Raw genomic sequence first — 16,552 nt, forward strand, 5'->3', positions numbered from 1 at the left:
GGGCGATCCCGGGGGCGGTCGAGGACCCGGCGGTGCCGGGGGCGGTCGAGGGCCACGCTCGCCCGGGCGCGCTCGCGGCGGTCGACCCGGTGGACCGGTCCGCGGTGGGGGTCGCCGACGGTCGGTGCGGCGCGGCCCCCTGCCCGGGGACCGCCTGCCCGGGGACCCCCTGCGCCGACCGGGAGGCGGCGCGACCCACCGGCGCGGCGCCGGGGGTGGCCGGACCCGCGGCCGCGGCACCGCCCGCGGCGCCCGTCGCGCCGGTGCGGGCCCACGGCGCGGACGCGCCGCCCTGACCGGCCGCGGGGGCGGCGGAGCCAGTCGCAGGGGCGCCCTGACCTGTCGCGGGCGCGGCGGAGCCGGCCGCGCCGTCTGCCGGCGCGGCTCCGGTGGCGGGTCGGCGTCCCGAGGAGCGGGTGGGGGCCGGACGCGTCGGCTGCGGGGCCGCGCCGGTCGCCGGGGCCGCGCCGGTCGCCGGGGCGGCCGACCCGTCCGCGTCGCGCTGCGCGGCGGCCCACAGGTCGGGCACGCGCGGCGCCGAGGCGGGCTCGGCCGTGCGTGCGGAGCCCGCACCGGCGACCGACGGACCGGCGGGGCGTGCTCCGGCTGCCTGCGCACCCGAGCCGCTCGCCGCACCGGAGCCACCCGGGGCGGTCGCTCGCGGGGCCGCGGCGCCGGTCGTCCCGGGCTGCGCGGCGTCCGGCTGCGGGGCGTCCGACGTCCGGATGGACCGGCGGGTGCGGACGGGCTGCTCGGGCTGGAGCCCCGGCACCTGGTACGGCGCGGCGGAGCCGTCCGGTCCGACGGCCGAGACGGGCTGGCTGCGCAGGGCGCGCCGGGAGGACGGCGAGGCGGCGGGGGCCGGCGAGGCGGCGGACGGGCTCGTGCGGGTCGGGGTCGCCTGCGACGCCCGCGGGCTCGACGTCGGCGACCCACCCGGCGCCCGCTGGGTGCCGCGCGCCGGGGTCGCCCGAGCGGCCTCGGGCGTGGCGGCGGGCGCTCCCGCGGCCGCGCGCTCCTGCTCCGCGAGCCGCGCTGCCTCGCGCTCCCGCAGCTCCCGTCGGGTCAGCGGGCTGCCGGACGAGCTCATCTCGGGGCCTCCTCGGGACCGGGGGTGCGGCGCGCGATCTCGTGGATCACGACTCGCTCCCCCGGTACAGACCGTGCTTCGCGATGTACTGGACGACGCCGTCCGGCACCAGGTACCAGACGGGCTTGCCGCCGCGTGCGCGGGCGCGCACGTCGGTGGACGAGATGGCGAGCGCCGGGATCTCCCACTGGCTCACCCGGTCGGCCGGGAGGCCGTCGGTCGTCAGCGTGTGCCCGGGCCGGGTCACGGCCACGAACTGCGCACGCTCGAAGAGCTCGGGCGAGTCCTTCCAGGTGAGGATCTGCTCGATGGCGTCGGCGCCGGTGATGAAGTACAGGTCGGCGTCGGGGCGCTCGTGCGCGAGGTCCCGCAGGGTGTCGACGGTGTAGGTCAGCCCCGGCCGGTCGATGTCGACGCGGCTGACGGTGAACCGCGGGTTCGACGCCGTCGCGATGACGGTCATGAGGTAGCGGTGCTCGGCGGGCGTCACCTCGACGTCCTGCTTGAACGACGGGGCACCGGTCGGCACGAACACGACCTCGTCGAGGTCGAACCGCGCGGCGACCTCGCTGGCGGCGACGAGGTGGCCGTGGTGGATGGGGTCGAACGTGCCGCCCATCACGCCCAGCCGGGCTCGTCGCTGCGTCATCGGATGCGGGTCCCCTGGCGGTGGCTCAGTCGTGGCGCGTGCCGACGCTCCGGAACGCGAACGTCACCAGCAGCATGGCCAGCAGCACGCCGAACGCGGTGATGCCGAACACCACGGGCGAGAACGGCAGCTCGGTCGTGTGCTCGGCGGCGGTCTCGGCGACGCGCAGCGCAGCGTTCACGTGGTCCTCCCGGACGGGTCGAAGTGAGGGTCAAGTGTCGCACGTCCGGCGGCTCGCCCGCCGGACCCCGGTCAGGGCCGCACGTGCCCGTCGCCGTGCACCACCCACTTGGTGGTGGTGAGCTCGCCCAGGCCCATCGGGCCGCGGGCGTGCAGCTTCTGGGTGGAGATGCCGATCTCCGCGCCGAGCCCGAGCTCGCCGCCGTCGGTGAACCGCGTCGAGGCGTTCACCATGACGGCGGCGGAGTCGACCTCCGCGACGAACCGCTCGGACGCGGCGAGGTCGCGGGTGACGATCGCCTCGGTGTGCCCGGAGCTCCAGGTGCGGATGTGCTCCAGCGCGGCGTCCAGGTCGTCGACCACGCGGACGGCGAGGTCGAGCGACAGGTACTCGGTGGCCCAGTCCTCGTCGGTGGCGGGCACGACCTCGACCCCGGCGGGCGCAGCGGCGGCGGTGGCGGCGTCGCCGTGCACGGTCACGCCGGCCTGCGCGAGGGCGACGAGCGCGGAGGGCAGGAACTCCCCCGCGGCGTCGCGGTGCACGAGCAGCGTCTCGGCCGCGTTGCAGACCCCGACGCGCTGCGTCTTGGCGTTGAGCAGGATCGGCAGCGCGACGGCGGGGTCCGCGGTGGCGTCGACGTACACGTGCACGTTGCCGACGCCGGTCTCGATGACGGGCACGGTGGCCTCGCGGACCACGGTCTGGATCAGTCCGGCGCCGCCGCGCGGCACGAGCACGTCGACCAGCCCGCGCGCGTGCATGAGCGCGACGCCGCCGGCGCGGCCCCAGGCGTCGACCGACTGCACGAGGTCGGCCGGCAGGCCCTGCGCCTCGAGCGCGGTGCGCAGCACGTCGACGATCACGGCGTTGCTCCGGGCGGCCGCGGAGCCGCCGCGCAGCACGACCGCGTTGCCGCTCTTGAGCGTCAGGCCCACGGCGTCGACCGTGACGTTCGGCCGCGCCTCGTAGATCATCCCGACGACGCCCATCGGGACGCGCACCTGGCGCATCCGCAGGCCGTTCGGCAGCGTCGAGCCGCGCACGACCTCGCCGACCGGGTCGGGCAGCGCCGCGACCTCGCGCAGCGCGCCGGCGATGGCCTCGATCCGCGCGGGCGTCAGGGCGAGCCGGTCCAGCAGGCCGTCCGGGATCCCGTCGGCGCGGCCGCGCTCCAGGTCCTCGGCGTTGGCGGCGACGACCGCGTCGGCGTGCGCGACGAGGGCGTCGGCGAGCGCGTGCAGGGCCGCGTCCTTGGTGCCGCGGGTCGCGACGGCCAGGGCGCGGGACGCCTCCTGGGCGCGGCGGGCCACGGCGAGCACCTGGGCGGTGACGTCGTCGGCCGACGGCACGGCGGGCACGGCGGAGGGCTGGGCCCCGTCCGTGGCCGGGGCGTCGAGCGAGGTGGTCATCGCGCCAGCCTAGTCCCGGACGGCCGGGCACCCGGCGTGCGTCTCAGTGCGCGACCGGGCGGCGGCGCGCGCCGACCCCTGCGCCTCAGCGGCGGCGGCGCACCAGCACGAGGTCGTCGCGGTGCACGAGCTCGCGGTCGTAGCCCTCCCCCAGCGTGTCGCGGAGCTCGGAGGTGCTCCGGCCGAGCAGCCCGGGCGCCTCCTGCGAGGAGTAGGCGACCAGCCCGCGGGCCACCACCGTGCCGTCGGCACCGACGATCTCGACGGGGTCGCCGGCCTCGAACTCGCCCTCGACCGCGGTCACCCCGGCCGGCAGCAGCGACGTGCCCCGCTCGACGACGGCCTTCACCGCGCCGTCGTCCAGCACGAGCCGCCCGTGGGTGCGTGCGGCGTACGCGAGCCACATGAGCCGGGTGGACGCGCGCTTGCCGGTGGCCGCGAACCAGGTGCCGACGTCCTCGCCGGCCAGCGCCGGGGCGACCTGGGCCGCCGACGTCAGCACGACGGGCACGCCGGAGGCCGTCGCGATCGCCACCGACTCCAGCTTGGTCACCATGCCGCCGGTGCCGACCCGGGACCCGCGCGCGGACACGTCGATCCCGTCCAGGTCCTTCGGGCCGCGCACCTCGGCGATCCGGCGCGAGCCCTCCCGGTTCGGCGGCCCGGTGTACAGGCCGTCGACATCCGTCAGCAGCGCCATCGCGTCGGCGTGCACCAGGTGGGACACGAGCGCGGCCAGGCGGTCGTTGTCGCCGAACCGGATCTCGTCCGTGGCGACCGTGTCGTTCTCGTTGACGATCGGCACGATCCCGAGGTCGAGCAGCCGCTCCAGCGCCCGCTGCGCGTTCCGGTACTGGGTGCGGCGCATCGTGTCGTCGGCGGTGAGCAGCACCTGCCCGACCCGCAGCCCGTGCTCGTGGAACGCCCGCGTGTAGTGCGCGACCAGCAGGCCCTGCCCGACGGACGCGGCGGCCTGCTGGGTGGCGAGGTCCCGGGGGCGCCGCGCGAGGCCGAGCGGGTCCATGCCGGTCGCGATGGCGCCGGACGACACCAGGACGACCTGGTGCCCGCCGTTCACGCGGGCCGCGAGCACGTCGACGAGCGCGCGCAGCCGGGCCGGGTCGAGCTTGCCCGTGCCGTCCGTGAGCGAGGAGGAGCCGACCTTGACCACCACGCGGCGGACCTCGGGCAGCAGGCGGCGGTCGGACAACGCGGCGGCACTCACGGGAGGCATTCTCCCCCGTGCGGCGCCCCGGCCGGTCGGGCGTTCGCGGACCGGACGGGCCCGGGGTGCACGACGAGTGGAAGGTCTGGCCGGACACGCCGTGGGCGTGTCCGGCCAGACCTTCCACTCGAGAGGGGTCCGGGGTGGGACCGGGTCAGTCCTCGCGCCAGAGGCCGGCCTCGCGCTCGGTCCACAGCTCCGCGCGCGCCTCGGCCTTGGCGTCCATGCGCTCCTTGTACTCCTGGCGCTTCTGCCCGCGGGTCGGCCGGCTCTGGTCCTCGAGGCGCGCGTCCGAGCCACGGGGTCCGCCGAGCAGCTCGGACCCGGTGAGCAGCGTCGGCTCCCAGTCGAAGACGACCGCGCTCGGCCCGTCGCCGATGACGACCTCGGCACCAGCGACGGCGCCCGCCTTGAGCAGCTTCTCCTCGACGCCGAGGCGCGCCAGGCGGTCGGCCAGGTAGCCCACGGCCTCGTCGTTGGCGAAGTCGGTCTGCCGGACCCAGCGCTCGGGCTTGGTGCCCCGGACCTGGAAGTACTCGTGGTCGCCGTCCTGGCGCCGCGCGACGGTGAACCCGGCCTCGTCGACGGCCTTGGGCCGCAGCACGACGCGGGTCGCCTCGGGGGCCGGCGCCTCGCGGCGGGCCCGCTCGACGACCTCGGCCAGCGCGAACGTCAGCGGGCGCAGGCCCTCGTGGCTCGCGGTCGAGATCTCGAACACCTGCAGGCCGCGCGCCTCCAGGTCCGGGCGCACGAGGTCGGCGAGCTCGCGGGCCTCGGGGACGTCGATCTTGTTGAGCACGACCATGCGCGGGCGCTCGGTGAGCGGCACCCGGCCGCCCTCGATGCCGATGTCGCCGGCGTAGGCGGCGAGCTCGGCCTCGATCACGTCGAGGTCGGTGAGCGGGTCGCGGCCCGGCTCGAGCGTCGCGCAGTCGAGGACGTGCACCAGGACGGCGCAGCGCTCGACGTGCCGCAGGAACTCCAGGCCGAGGCCCTTGCCCTCGCTCGCCCCCGGGATCAGGCCCGGGACGTCCGCCACGGTGTACCGGGCGTCGCCGGCCTGCACGACGCCCAGGTTCGGCACCAGGGTGGTGAACGGGTAGTCGGCGATCTTCGGCCGGGCGGCCGACATCGCGGCGACCAGCGACGACTTGCCGGCGCTCGGGAAGCCCACGAGCGCGACGTCGGCGATCGTCTTCAGCTCCAGCACGACGTCCCGGGCGTCGCCGGGCTCGCCCAGCAGCGCGAAGCCCGGGGCCTTGCGGCGCGGGGAGGACAGCGCGGCGTTGCCGAGCCCCCCGTGGCCGCCCTCGGCGACGACGAACGTGGCGCCGGCGCCCACCAGGTCGGCCAGCACCTCGCCGTCGGTCGACTTGACGACGGTGCCGTCGGGCACGGGCAGGACGAGGTCCTGCCCGGTCGAGCCCTGGCGGTGGTCGCCCATGCCCTGGGTGCCGGACGGGGCGTGCCGGTGCGGCGCGTGGTGGTAGTCGAGCAGGGTGGTGACCTGCGGGTCGACGACCAGGATCACGCTGCCGCCGTTGCCGCCGTTGCCCCCGTCGGGGCCGGCGAGCGGCTTGAACTTCTCGCGGTGGATGGACGCGCAGCCGTGGCCGCCGTCACCGCCGCTGGCGTGGAGGACGACTCGGTCGACGAACGCGGCCATGTGCGGGTGGTTCCTTCCTGGACGGACGGAGGGGCGCACCGCGTCGTGCGGTGCGCCCCTCCGGCCAGCGTGCTGGGGTGCGGCGGTGTCAGCCCGCCGTCACGATGTCGATGACCTTGCGGCCACGACGGGTGCCGAACTGCACCGAGCCCGCGGCGAGCGCGAACAGGGTGTCGTCGCCGCCACGGCCGACGTTCACGCCGGGGTGGAAGTGCGTGCCGCGCTGGCGGACGATGATCTCGCCGGCGTTGACGACCTGGCCGCCGAAGCGCTTGACGCCGAGACGCTGGGCGTTGGAGTCCCGACCGTTGCGCGAGGAGCTCGCGCCCTTCTTGTGTGCCATCTCAGGCCTGCTTTCCTGCGGTGCTGTCTACGGGTGAGAGAGTCACGGGCCGCCGGGCCCGCGAGGTCACTTGATGCCGGTGACCTTGAGGCGGGTCAGCGCCTGGCGGTGGCCCTGGCGGCGGCGGTAGCCGGTCTTGTTCTTGTACCGCAGGATGTCGATCTTCGGGCCCTTCTCGTCCCGGACGACCTCCGCGGTGACCTTGATCTTGGCGAGCGCCGCGGCGTCCGACGTCACGGCGGTGCCGTCGACGAGGAGGAGCGCGGGCAGCTCGACGGTCTCGCCGGCCGCGGCCGCGAGCCGGTCGACGACGACGACGTCGCCGACGGCGACCTTCTCCTGGCGGCCGCCGGCCTTCACGATCGCGTACACCACGTTGCTGCTCATCTCTGCTCGTCGAACTTCAGGTTCAGGGGCGCCCCGCCCTGCTGCCGGTCCCGGCGCGCCACCGCGGTGGCCGCGGAGCTCGGGAGGTCGGCGCCGCTGGGGCGTCACGCACGAACGGTGCCTCTGCGCAGCGACCAGGGTTCCTGGCTCACCATCAGAGCGCACCGACGTTCAAGGATACGCAGACCCTCCGAGAGGGTCAAACCGCGTCCCGGTGGCCGCCCACCCGCGGGGGGCGGCCACCGAGGCGGTCAGGACGCGTCGTCCTCGGGGTCGGACTCGGACTCGGGGAGCTCGAACAGGCCGGGGTCGACCGGGGTGAGCTCGAGGTGCGGCTCACCGGCGGCCCGGGCCTCGGCGGGCTGCTCCGGGGCGCGCGCGGCGAGGTCGCCGAGGGCGGCGAGCACGTCGAGCGCGGGCTTCGCACCGGCGGCCTCGGCGGCCTCCGTCGCGACCCCGTCGGAGGCCGCGGGCGCGACCTGCTCCGCCGCGTTGGCCGAGGGCTCCGCGTGCTCCTCGTCCTCGTGGGCGTGGGCGTGCGCCGCCGCTGCCGCGATCGTCGCGAGCGTGGCCTTGACCGCGTCGCGCGCCTCCGGCAGCACCGGCACGGCGGGCGTTGACGCCGGCGCGGGCGCCTGCTCCTTGGTGCCGCCGCGCTTGCGCCGCGGCTTCTTGGCCTCGCCGCCGCCCTCGGCCGGCTGCTGGGGCGCGCCCGCCTCCGGCTTGTGGTTGTGCTTCTCCACCGGCTCCGTGTGCACGATGAACCCGCGGCCGTTGCAGTGCTCGCAGGTCTCGGAGAACGCCTCGACCAGACCCTGCCCGACCCGCTTGCGGGTCATCTGCACCAGGCCGAGCGAGGTGACCTCCGCCACCTGGTGCTTGGTGCGGTCCCGGCCCAGGCACTCGACCAGCCGGCGCAGCACGAGGTCGCGGTTCGACTCGAGCACCATGTCGATGAAGTCGATGACGATGATGCCGCCGATGTCCCGGAGCCGGAGCTGGCGGACGATCTCCTCCGCGGCCTCCAGGTTGTTCCGGGTGACCGTCTCCTCCAGCGTGCCGCCGGCCCCGGTGAACTTGCCGGTGTTGACGTCGACGACGGTCATGGCCTCGGTGCGGTCGATGACCAGCGAGCCGCCCGACGGCAGCCAGACCTTGCGGTCCATGCCCTTGGCGAGCTGCTCGTCCACGCGGTGGTCCGCGAACACGTCGCCGGTGCCGGTGTACTTGGACACCTTCTCGGCCAGGTCGGGAGCCAGCTCGCCGATGTAGCCGGAGATCGTCGACCACGCCTCGTCGCCCTGGACGACCAGGGAGGAGAAGTCGTCGTTGAAGATGTCGCGCACCACGCGGATCGCGAGGTCCGGCTCGCCCTGGAGCAGCGCCGGCGCGTTGGCGGTCTTCGACTTCTTCTCGATCGCCTCCCACTGCGACTGCAGGCGGGCGATGTCGGCGCGCAGCTCCTCCTCGCTCGCCCCCTCGGCGGCCGTGCGCACGATGACGCCGGCGGAGTCGGGGACGACCTCGCGGAGGATCTTCTTCAGGCGCGCGCGCTCGGGCTCGGGCAGCTTCCGGCTGATGCCGGTCATCCCGCCGCCGGGGACGTACACGAGGTAGCGGCCGGCGAGCGTGATCTGCGACGTCAGGCGGGCGCCCTTGTGGCCGATCGGGTCCTTGGTGACCTGGACCAGCACCGGGTCGCCGGACTTCAGCGCCTGCTCGATGCGGCGCGGCTGGCCCCCGTCGAGGCCCGCGGCGTCCCAGTTGACCTCGCCCGCGTAGAGCACGGCGTTGCGGCCCTTGCCCACGTCGACGAACGCGGCCTCCATGCTCGGCAGCACGTTCTGCACGCGGCCGAGGTAGACGTTGCCGGCCATCGACACCTGCGCCTGGCGGGACACGTAGTGCTCGACCAGCACGCCGTCCTCGAGCACCGCGATCTGGGTCTTGCCGCCCGCCTCGCGCACCACCATCGAGCGCTCGACCGACTCGCGACGGGCCAGGAACTCGGCCTCGGTGATGATCTGGCGGCGACGGCCGGCGTCGCGGCCCTCGCGGCGGCGCTGGCGCTTGGCCTCGAGGCGGGTCGACCCGCGCAGCGCGGTCACCTCGTCCCCGCCCCGCGACGACGACCGGCGCGGCGACTGCTGCTGCTCGCCCTCGGTGTCCCCGCCCCCGCGGCCGGACCGGCGGCGGCGGCGACGGCGACGGCTGCTGCCGCCCTGCTCGTCGCCGTCGGCCTGCTCGTCGGCCTCGTCCTCGCGCTCGTCCGCGTCCTCGGCCGGCTCGTCGCCGTCCTCGGGCTGGTCGGCGTCGTCCTCGGCCTGGTCGCCGTCGGAGCCCGCGCGCGAGCGGCGGCCCCGGCCACCCCGGCGCCGCCGGCGGCGCGGGGCGCCCTCGTCGCCCTCGTCGTCGGCGCGCTCGGCGGCGGCCTCCTCGGCGTCCTCGTCGGCCTCGGCGGCCGCAGCCGCCTCGACCGCGGCGGCGTCCTCGGCCTCGACGGCGTCGGTGCTCTCCTCGACGGCCTCGGCGGACTCGGCGCGCTCCGCCCGCGACCGGCCACGGCGGCCGCGGCGGCGCGACGGGGCGGCCTGCTCCTCGGCGGGCGCCTCCAGCGGCGCCTCGGCGGCAGCGGCCTCGGCCGCCTCGGCCGCCTGCGCGGCCTCGAGGTCGGCCTGCGCCGCGGCGGAGATCGCCTCGGGCGAGCCGGACGGCGCCTGGGCGCGGCGCCGGCGGCGCGGGGCCTCGGGCGCCTGGAACAGCAGCGCCGTGGTGGCCAGGCGCGCGGAGGCCGCGCGGTCCTGGTCGGCGGGCTTCTGACCGGCACCGCGCTGCTGCGCGGCGGGCTTCTCGGTCGCGGGCGTGGCGGCGGCGGGCTGCTCGGCGGCGGGCTGCTCGGCGGCGGGCTGCTGCTCGGCCGGAGCCGGCTGCGGGTCGACGGAGTCCCCGGCGCCGGCGTCGGGCGCGCCGGCCCTGCGGCTGCCGGACCGGCGGCCCCGCGAGCGGCGGGGCTCGCGCTCGGCGGCGGGCTGGGAGCGTCCGAGCTCCGCGAGCACGTCCAGGCGGCTCTCCGGCGCGGCGGCCGACGTCTCCTCGGCCTGCTCGACCGCCTCGGCGACCTGCTCGTCCTCGGGCTGCTCGATGACGACGTCGTCGGCCTCGACCGGCTCCTCGACGGGGGCGCCCTCGGCCTGCTCGGCCTCGGCGGCCTTCTGCGCCGCGGTCTTGCGCGGTGCCCGGCGCCGGACCGGCTTGGCCGGCGCCTCGTCCCCGGCGGTCGCGTCGGCCGGGGCGGTCCCGTCGGCCGGGGCGGCGCCCGCGGGCGCGGCCCCGTCGCCGACGCTGAAGTCCAGGGTCTCGGCCGCGGGGTCCGCGGCCTTGGCGGCCCGCGTGGCGCGGGTCCGGGTGGTGCGCTTGCGGGCGGGTGCGGCGGCCTCGACGGGCGCCTCACCGCCCGTCTGCGCTGCGGTGGTGGTGCTGTCCGAGGTGTTGTCGAGCGTCACGCGCGGTTGCTCCTGCACGCCCGGGTACGCCGGCCACACGCTCGGCGCCCGTCGGGCTGTCGGTCGTCGCTCGCGTGTCCGCGGCGACGGAAGTCGTCGGTGTCGGTCGCTGCACGGGCGATCGGCGCCATCGCCTGCCTGGCGGCACGATCCCCTGGGTCGGGGTCGGCCGGCCGGCGGCGCCTGGCTAGCGCGATGCGCTGGTGCGGCGAGCACGGTGGCGCCCGGGGTGTGTGGATCCCGGGAGACCGGAGCCAGTATCGCACAGAGGTCCCGCGGACGTGCGGTAGGTCACGCTCGTGAACCGAGTCACAACGAGACGACATCCCGTCAGATCGCGGGACCTTTGTCCTACGCTTGTGAACCGGGGCGCAATACCGTCGACAGACGGTCCTGACCTGGGCCGTTGGACCCCCCGGTCAACCGCCCCCCACCACTCGCCTCAGCACCTGGACGGACACCCCCGTGGAAGCCCTCGACCTGGCACGCTGGCAGTTCGGTGTCACCACCGTCTACCACTTCATCTTCGTCCCGCTGACGATCGGACTCACGCCGCTCGTCGCGATCATGCAGACCATCTGGTACCGCACCGGCAACGAGACGTGGCTCCGGCTGACGAAGTTCTTCGGCAAGCTCATGCTGATCAACTTCGCGATCGGCGTGGCCACGGGCATCGTGCAGGAGTTCCAGTTCGGCATGAACTGGTCCGAGTACTCCCGGTTCGTCGGCGACGTGTTCGGCGCGCCGCTGGCGATGGAGGCGCTCGCCGCCTTCTTCGTGGAGTCGACCTTCCTCGGGCTGTGGATCTTCGGCTGGGACAAGCTCCCGAAGAAGATCCACCTGGCCACGATCTGGGCGGTCGCCATCGCGACCAACCTCTCCGCCTACTTCATCCTCGCCGCGAACTCGTGGATGCAGCACCCGGTCGGCACCACGTTCAACACCGAGACCGGGCGCGCCGAGATGACCGACATCGTCGCGGTCCTCACCAACAGCACGCTCCTGGCGGCGTTCCCCCACACCGTCACGGCAGCGTTCCTCACCGCCGGCACCTTCGTCGCGGGCATCGCCGCCTGGTGGATGGTCCGGCTCGTCCGCCAGGGCGACAGCGAGAAGGCCCGCACGGTCTACCGCCCGGCCGTGCTGCTCGGCGTGTTCACCATGCTGATCTCCGGCGTCGGCCTCGGCATCACCGGCCACGCGCAGGGCCAGCTCATGTTCGAGCAGCAGCCCACCAAGATGGCCGCCGCCGAGGCGCTGTGCGAGACCGAGGACGGCGCCGCCTTCTCGATCCTCGCGATCGGCGACCTGACGAACGACTGCGACGGCGTCGCGCACCTCATCAGCATCCCCGGCCTGACCTCGTTCCTCGCGAACAACGACTTCACGTCGCGCATCGAGGGCGTCAACGACCTGCAGGAGCGCTACGAGGAGCAGTACGGCGAGGGCGTCAACTACATCCCCGACCTGACCGTCACCTACTGGGCGTTCCGCCTGATGATCGGCCTCGCCGCCGGCTCCGTGGCGCTCGCGCTCGCCGCGCTGTGGTTCACGCGCAAGGGCCGGGTCTCCGACAACAAGTGGCTCGCCCGGATCGCGATCTGGGCGATCCCGACCCCGTTCCTGGCCTCGTCGTTCGGCTGGATCTTCACCGAGATGGGACGCCAGCCCTGGGTGGTGTACCCGAACCCGACGGGCGTCGACGGCGTCTGGCTGCTCACCGAGCGCGGCGTCTCCGAGGTGGTCAGCCCCACCACGGTGGTGATCTCGATGGTCGCGTTCACCCTCGTCTACGGCGTCCTGGCGGTGTTCTGGTTCCGCCTGATGAAGCGGTACGCCGTGGAGGGCGTCGCGGACACCGAGAAGGACTACAGCCCGGACAACCCCGACAACCAGCCCGACCCCGGCGACCCCGACGCGGCCGAGCGCCCGCTGTCGTTCGCGTACTGAGGAGGCGGCCATGGATCTCCCGCTCATCTGGTTCCTGCTCATCGCGGTCCTGTGGACCGGCTACCTCGTCCTCGAGGGCTTCGACTTCGGCGTCGGCATGCTGCTGCCGTTCCTCGGCCGCAAGGACAAGGACCGCCGGGTGATGATCAACACCATCGGCCCGGTCTGGGACGGCAACGAGGTGTGGCTACTCACCGCCGGCGGCGCGACCTTCGCGGCCTTCCCGGAGTGGTACGCCACGCTGTTCTCCGGCTTCTACCTCCCGCTGCTGCTGATCCTCGTCGGCCTGATCGTGCGGATCGTGTCGTTCGAGTGGCGCGGCAAGATCAACACCGACCAGTGGCGGCGCTGGGCGGACCGCGGCATCATGACCGGCTCCTACCTCCCGGCGTTCCTGTGGGGCTGCGCGTTCGCCAACCTGGTGCGCGGCGTCGAGCTCGACGCGAACCACCAGTACGTCGGCGGGTTCTGGGCGCTGCTCAACCCGTTCTCCCTGCTGGGCGGGGCGGTGACCATGCTGCTGTTCCTCACGCACGGCGCGGTCTTCCTGGCGCTCAAGACCTCCGGGGACATGCGCGAGCGGGCCGGCGCGCTGGCCGAGCGCCTGGCGCCGGTGACGCTGGTCGTCGCCGCGGCGTGGGCGATCTGGGCGCAGCTCGCCTACTCGGTCACGTGGACCTGGGCCGTCGTGGCCGTCGCCGCCGTCGCGCTGGTCGCGGTGGTGCTCACGACCCGGGCCCGGCGCGAGGGCTGGGCGTTCATCTGGTCGTCCGTGGTGATCGTCGCCGCCGTCGTGCTGATCTTCGGCTCGATGTACCCCGACGTGATGCCCGCGTTCGACCCGGCCAACTCGCTGACCATCCGGAACGCGTCCTCGACGGACTACACGCTGACGATCATGACCTGGGTCGCCGTGATCCTGACGCCCGTCGTCCTGCTCTACCAGGGCTGGACGTACTGGGTGTTCCGCAAGCGCATCTCCGCCGAGCACATCCCCGAGCACACCGGCCTGACGTTCGCCGCGGTGACGGCGAAGGCCGGCGCGTCCACCGGGCACGGCGGGACCTCCCCCGACGGCTCGACCCGGGCCTGAGGGACGATCGACCGCGTGAAGCCGCTCGACCCGCGCCTGCTCCGGTACGCCCGCGCCGCCCGGGGGTACCTGGCCCTGACGGTCGCCCTGGGCATCGTCACGGCCGGCCTGGTCATCGCCCAGGCGATCCTGCTGGCGCAGGTGCTCGCCGCCGCCGCGCACGACGGGGCCACGCTGCCCGACCTGCTCCCGCGGGTCGGGTGGCTGGCCGTCGTCGTCGCGGCGCGGGCGCTCGCCGTGGGGGTCCAGGAGCGCTACGCGCACCGGGCGGCGACCCGCGCGGTCGCCGAGCTCCGGGAGCAGGTGGTCGCCCGCGCCGCCGCCCTCGGCCCGCGCTGGCTCGCCGAGGGCGAGGGCACGCGGGTGGTCACGCTCGCGACCCGCGGGCTCGACGCCCTCGAGCCCTACTTCGTGAAGTACCTGCCGCAGCTCGTGCTGTCGGCCACCGTCACACCGGCCGTCCTCGTCGTGATCCTCGGGCTCGACTGGGTGTCGGCCGCGATCGCCGCGGGCACCATCCCGCTGGTGCCGATCTTCATGGTCCTGATCGGCCAGCTGACCCAGGGGCGCTCCGAGCGGAGCCTGCGGGTCATGCAGCGGCTCGGCTCCCAGGTGCTGGACCTGGTCGCGGGGCTGACCACCCTGCGCGCGTTCGGGCGCGAGCGCGGCCCCGCCAAGCGGGTCCAGGCGCTGGGCGACGCGCACCGCCGCGCCACGATGGGCACCCTGCGGATCGCGTTCCTGTCCGGCATGGTCCTGGAGCTGCTCACCACCCTGGCGGTCGCCCTGGTCGCGGTGGGCATCGGGCTGCGCCTGGTCTACGGCCACCTCGACCTCACCACCGGGCTCGCCGTGCTCGTGCTCGCCCCCGAGGTGTACTTCCCGCTGCGCCAGGTCGGCGCGCAGTTCCACGCGTCCACCGACGGGGTGGCCGCCGCCGACCAGGTGTTCCGGGTCCTGGAGACGCCGGTCCCCGCCGCGGGCACCACCCCCGCCCCCGACCTCCGCCGGACGACCGTGCGGCTGCGCGGGGTCACGGTGCGCGCGCCCGGCCGGGACCTGCTCGCTCCCGCCGACCTCGACCTCGTCCTCGCCCCGGGCCGCACCGTCGCCGTCACCGGGCCGAGCGGCGCGGGCAAGTCCACCACCGTGGACCTGCTGCTCGGCCTGCTCCGCCCGGACTCCGGCACCGTCGAGCTGGTCGACGCCGACGGCCGCACCACCCCGCTGGCCGACGTCGAGCCGGACGGCTACTGGCGGCAGATCGCGTGGTTGCCGCAGCGGCCCGTCCTCGACCCCGCGTCGGTCGGCCGGCTGGTCGCCGGGGCCGAGGACGTTGAGCTCGACCCCGCCGCCCGCGCACGCCGGGACGCGGCCGCCGCGCTCACCGGCCTCGACGAGGTCGTCGCGGGGCTCCCCGCCGGCTGGGACAGCGACCTCGGCCGCGGCGGTGCCGGGCTCAGCGTGGGCCAGCGCCAGCGCGTCGCGCTCACCCGGGCCCTGCTGTCCGACGCCCCGTTGGTCGTGCTCGACGAGCCCACCGCGCACCTCGACGCCGCGGGCGAGCGCGTCGTGCTCGCGACGGTGCGCGCGCTGAGGGACGCCGGGCGGACCGTGCTGCTCGTCGCGCACCGGCCCTCGCTCGTGGCGCTGGCCGACGACGTGGTCGCGGTCCGGTCCGCGCCGCTCGCCGCCGCGGACGAGCCGGACGGCGGCCCGGGCGGCTCCCCCGCCGCCCGCGCCGCCGTCGCCCGCCTCGGTGCCGCGGAGTCCGCCCTCGTCGGCACGGCCGGCGTCTCCGGCACGGTCGCCGTCGCCGGTGCCGGCGCGGTCGGCAGCGCAGTCGGCGGCGCCGGCGCGGTCGGCGCCGCCGGAGCGGTCGGCGGGCGCGGAGCACCCGGAGCTCCCGGCGCACCCGGAACACCCGGCACCGCCGCCGGCCCCGGGGCCGCCCCGACCGCCGCGGAGGGCGACCGATGAGCACCGCGACCACCGACCCGCGCCCCGCCGACGCACGCCCGGCCGACGCACCCGGCGCCGGACGCGGCGGCCCGCTGACCCGCCGGCTGGCCGCGGACCCGCTGTGGCGCGCCGTGCGGCTGCTCGACGTCGCCCCCCGGCGCGCCGCCCTCGCGGTGGTGCTCGGCGTCCTCGCGCTGGGCTCGGCGGTGGCCCTGGCCGCCGTGTCCGCCTGGTTGATCACCCGCGCCGCGCAGATGCCGCCGGTCCTCGAGCTCTCCGTGGCGACCGTCGCCGTCCGCGCGTTCGGCATCGGCCGCGGGCTGTTCCGGTACCTGGAGCGGCTGGTCTCGCACGACATCGCGCTGCGCGGCATGGCGCGGCTCCGCACGACGCTCTACGAGCGGCTGGCCGCCGGCCGGCCCGGCGCGACGCTCGGCCTGCGCCGCGGCGACCTCCTCGCCCGGGTGGGCGCGGACGTGGACGCCGTCGGCGACGTCGTCGTGCGCGGCCTGCTGCCCGCCGCGGTCGCCGCCGTGCTCGGCCTGGGCACGTCGATCGCGATGGGGCTGTTCCTGCCCGCGGCCGGGCTGGCGCTCGCCGCGTGCCTGCTGCTCGCGGGCGTCGTCGCCCCGTGGCTCGCCCAGCGGGCCGCCCGGACCACCGAGCAGCGTGCCGCGGCCGCCCGCGCCGAGATGGCCGCCACGTCGCTCGGGCTGCTGGAGGACGCCGGCCCGCTCGCCGTGCAGGGCCGCACGGGTGCGGAGCTCGCCCGGCTGCGCGCCGCCGACGCCGAGCTCGCCCGGGCCACGGACCGCGGCGCCGGGCCTGCCGCCCTCGCCGCGGGGCTCGGCAACCTCGCGGTCGGCCTCGCCGTCCTCGTCGCGCTGCTGGTCGGGGTCCCGGCCCTGGCGGCGGGCCGGATCGCCGAGGTCGACCTCGCGGTGATCGTGCTGACCCCGCTCGCCGCCTTCGAGGCGACCAGCGTCCTGCCCGCCGCGGCGATCCAGCTGCACCGCTCGCGGGCCGCGGCGGCCCGGCTGATGGCGGTGCTGGACGACGCGGCGGCCCCGGACGGGGCGGGCACCTCCCCGGCC

The 16,552-nt window shown here is 75.9% G+C and carries 12 protein-coding genes and 1 pseudogene; 4 read left to right on the forward strand and 9 right to left on the reverse strand.

What is annotated here, in order from left to right:
• The 9 genes and pseudogenes from MHY85_RS15405 to MHY85_RS15445 form a co-directional block, all read right to left on the reverse strand.
• Window positions 1–1,090 (reverse strand): annotated as a pseudogene (locus tag MHY85_RS15405) (hypothetical protein); the annotation flags it as partial.
• Window positions 1,091–1,136: 46 nt separating this feature from the next.
• Entirely contained in the window at window positions 1,137–1,739 is a 603-nt protein-coding gene (gene nadD / locus MHY85_RS15410) for a nicotinate-nucleotide adenylyltransferase (RefSeq protein ID WP_158375424.1), read from the reverse strand.
• Between the two features lie 25 nt (window positions 1,740–1,764).
• Window positions 1,765–1,920, reverse strand: coding sequence for a hypothetical protein (locus tag MHY85_RS15415; protein ID WP_239197820.1), 156 nt, complete (start codon window positions 1,918–1,920; stop codon window positions 1,765–1,767).
• 71 nt (window positions 1,921–1,991) lie between these two features.
• Window positions 1,992–3,329 (reverse strand): glutamate-5-semialdehyde dehydrogenase, encoded by a 1,338-nt coding sequence (locus MHY85_RS15420; RefSeq protein WP_239197822.1) that lies wholly within the window; start codon window positions 3,327–3,329, stop codon window positions 1,992–1,994.
• An 85-nt stretch (window positions 3,330–3,414) separates the two neighbouring features.
• Window positions 3,415–4,563: a glutamate 5-kinase gene (gene proB, locus MHY85_RS15425; RefSeq protein WP_239197824.1), complete on the reverse strand. Its 1,149-nt coding sequence runs from the start codon at window positions 4,561–4,563 to the stop codon at window positions 3,415–3,417.
• Window positions 4,564–4,708: 145 nt separating this feature from the next.
• Window positions 4,709–6,220, reverse strand: coding sequence for a GTPase ObgE (gene obgE / locus MHY85_RS15430; RefSeq protein ID WP_239197826.1), 1,512 nt, complete (start codon window positions 6,218–6,220; stop codon window positions 4,709–4,711).
• A gap of 88 nt (window positions 6,221–6,308) precedes the next feature.
• A complete protein-coding gene (gene rpmA, locus MHY85_RS15435) occupies window positions 6,309–6,563 on the reverse strand; it encodes a 50S ribosomal protein L27 (RefSeq protein WP_146839414.1) in 255 nt (84 codons plus the stop codon).
• A gap of 66 nt (window positions 6,564–6,629) precedes the next feature.
• Window positions 6,630–6,938 (reverse strand): 50S ribosomal protein L21, encoded by a 309-nt coding sequence (gene rplU / locus MHY85_RS15440; RefSeq protein WP_203670265.1) that lies wholly within the window; start codon window positions 6,936–6,938, stop codon window positions 6,630–6,632.
• Between the two features lie 263 nt (window positions 6,939–7,201).
• Window positions 7,202–10,453: an Rne/Rng family ribonuclease gene (locus tag MHY85_RS15445; RefSeq protein ID WP_308191399.1), complete on the reverse strand. Its 3,252-nt coding sequence runs from the start codon at window positions 10,451–10,453 to the stop codon at window positions 7,202–7,204.
• Between the two features lie 465 nt (window positions 10,454–10,918).
• Between MHY85_RS15445 and MHY85_RS15450 the strand changes: the two genes are divergently transcribed.
• From MHY85_RS15450 to MHY85_RS15465, 4 genes are all read left to right on the forward strand, one after another.
• On the forward strand, window positions 10,919–12,403 hold the full coding sequence (locus MHY85_RS15450) for a cytochrome ubiquinol oxidase subunit I (RefSeq protein WP_239197830.1): 1,485 nt from the start codon (window positions 10,919–10,921) through the stop codon (window positions 12,401–12,403).
• Window positions 12,404–12,413: 10 nt separating this feature from the next.
• On the forward strand, window positions 12,414–13,496 hold the full coding sequence (gene cydB, locus MHY85_RS15455) for a cytochrome d ubiquinol oxidase subunit II (protein WP_239197832.1): 1,083 nt from the start codon (window positions 12,414–12,416) through the stop codon (window positions 13,494–13,496).
• A gap of 15 nt (window positions 13,497–13,511) precedes the next feature.
• Window positions 13,512–15,476, forward strand: a complete 1,965-nt coding sequence (gene cydD, locus MHY85_RS15460; protein ID WP_308191400.1) for a thiol reductant ABC exporter subunit CydD — start codon at window positions 13,512–13,514, stop codon at window positions 15,474–15,476.
• A partial coding sequence (locus MHY85_RS15465) for an ABC transporter transmembrane domain-containing protein (protein ID WP_255733446.1) occupies window positions 15,473–16,552 on the forward strand: 1,080 nt, incomplete at its 3' end. The genes cydD and MHY85_RS15465, both read left to right, overlap by 4 nt.

Source organism: Cellulomonas sp. ACRRI (assembly GCF_022346185.1).
Taxonomy (GTDB): Bacteria; Actinomycetota; Actinomycetes; order Actinomycetales; family Cellulomonadaceae; genus Cellulomonas.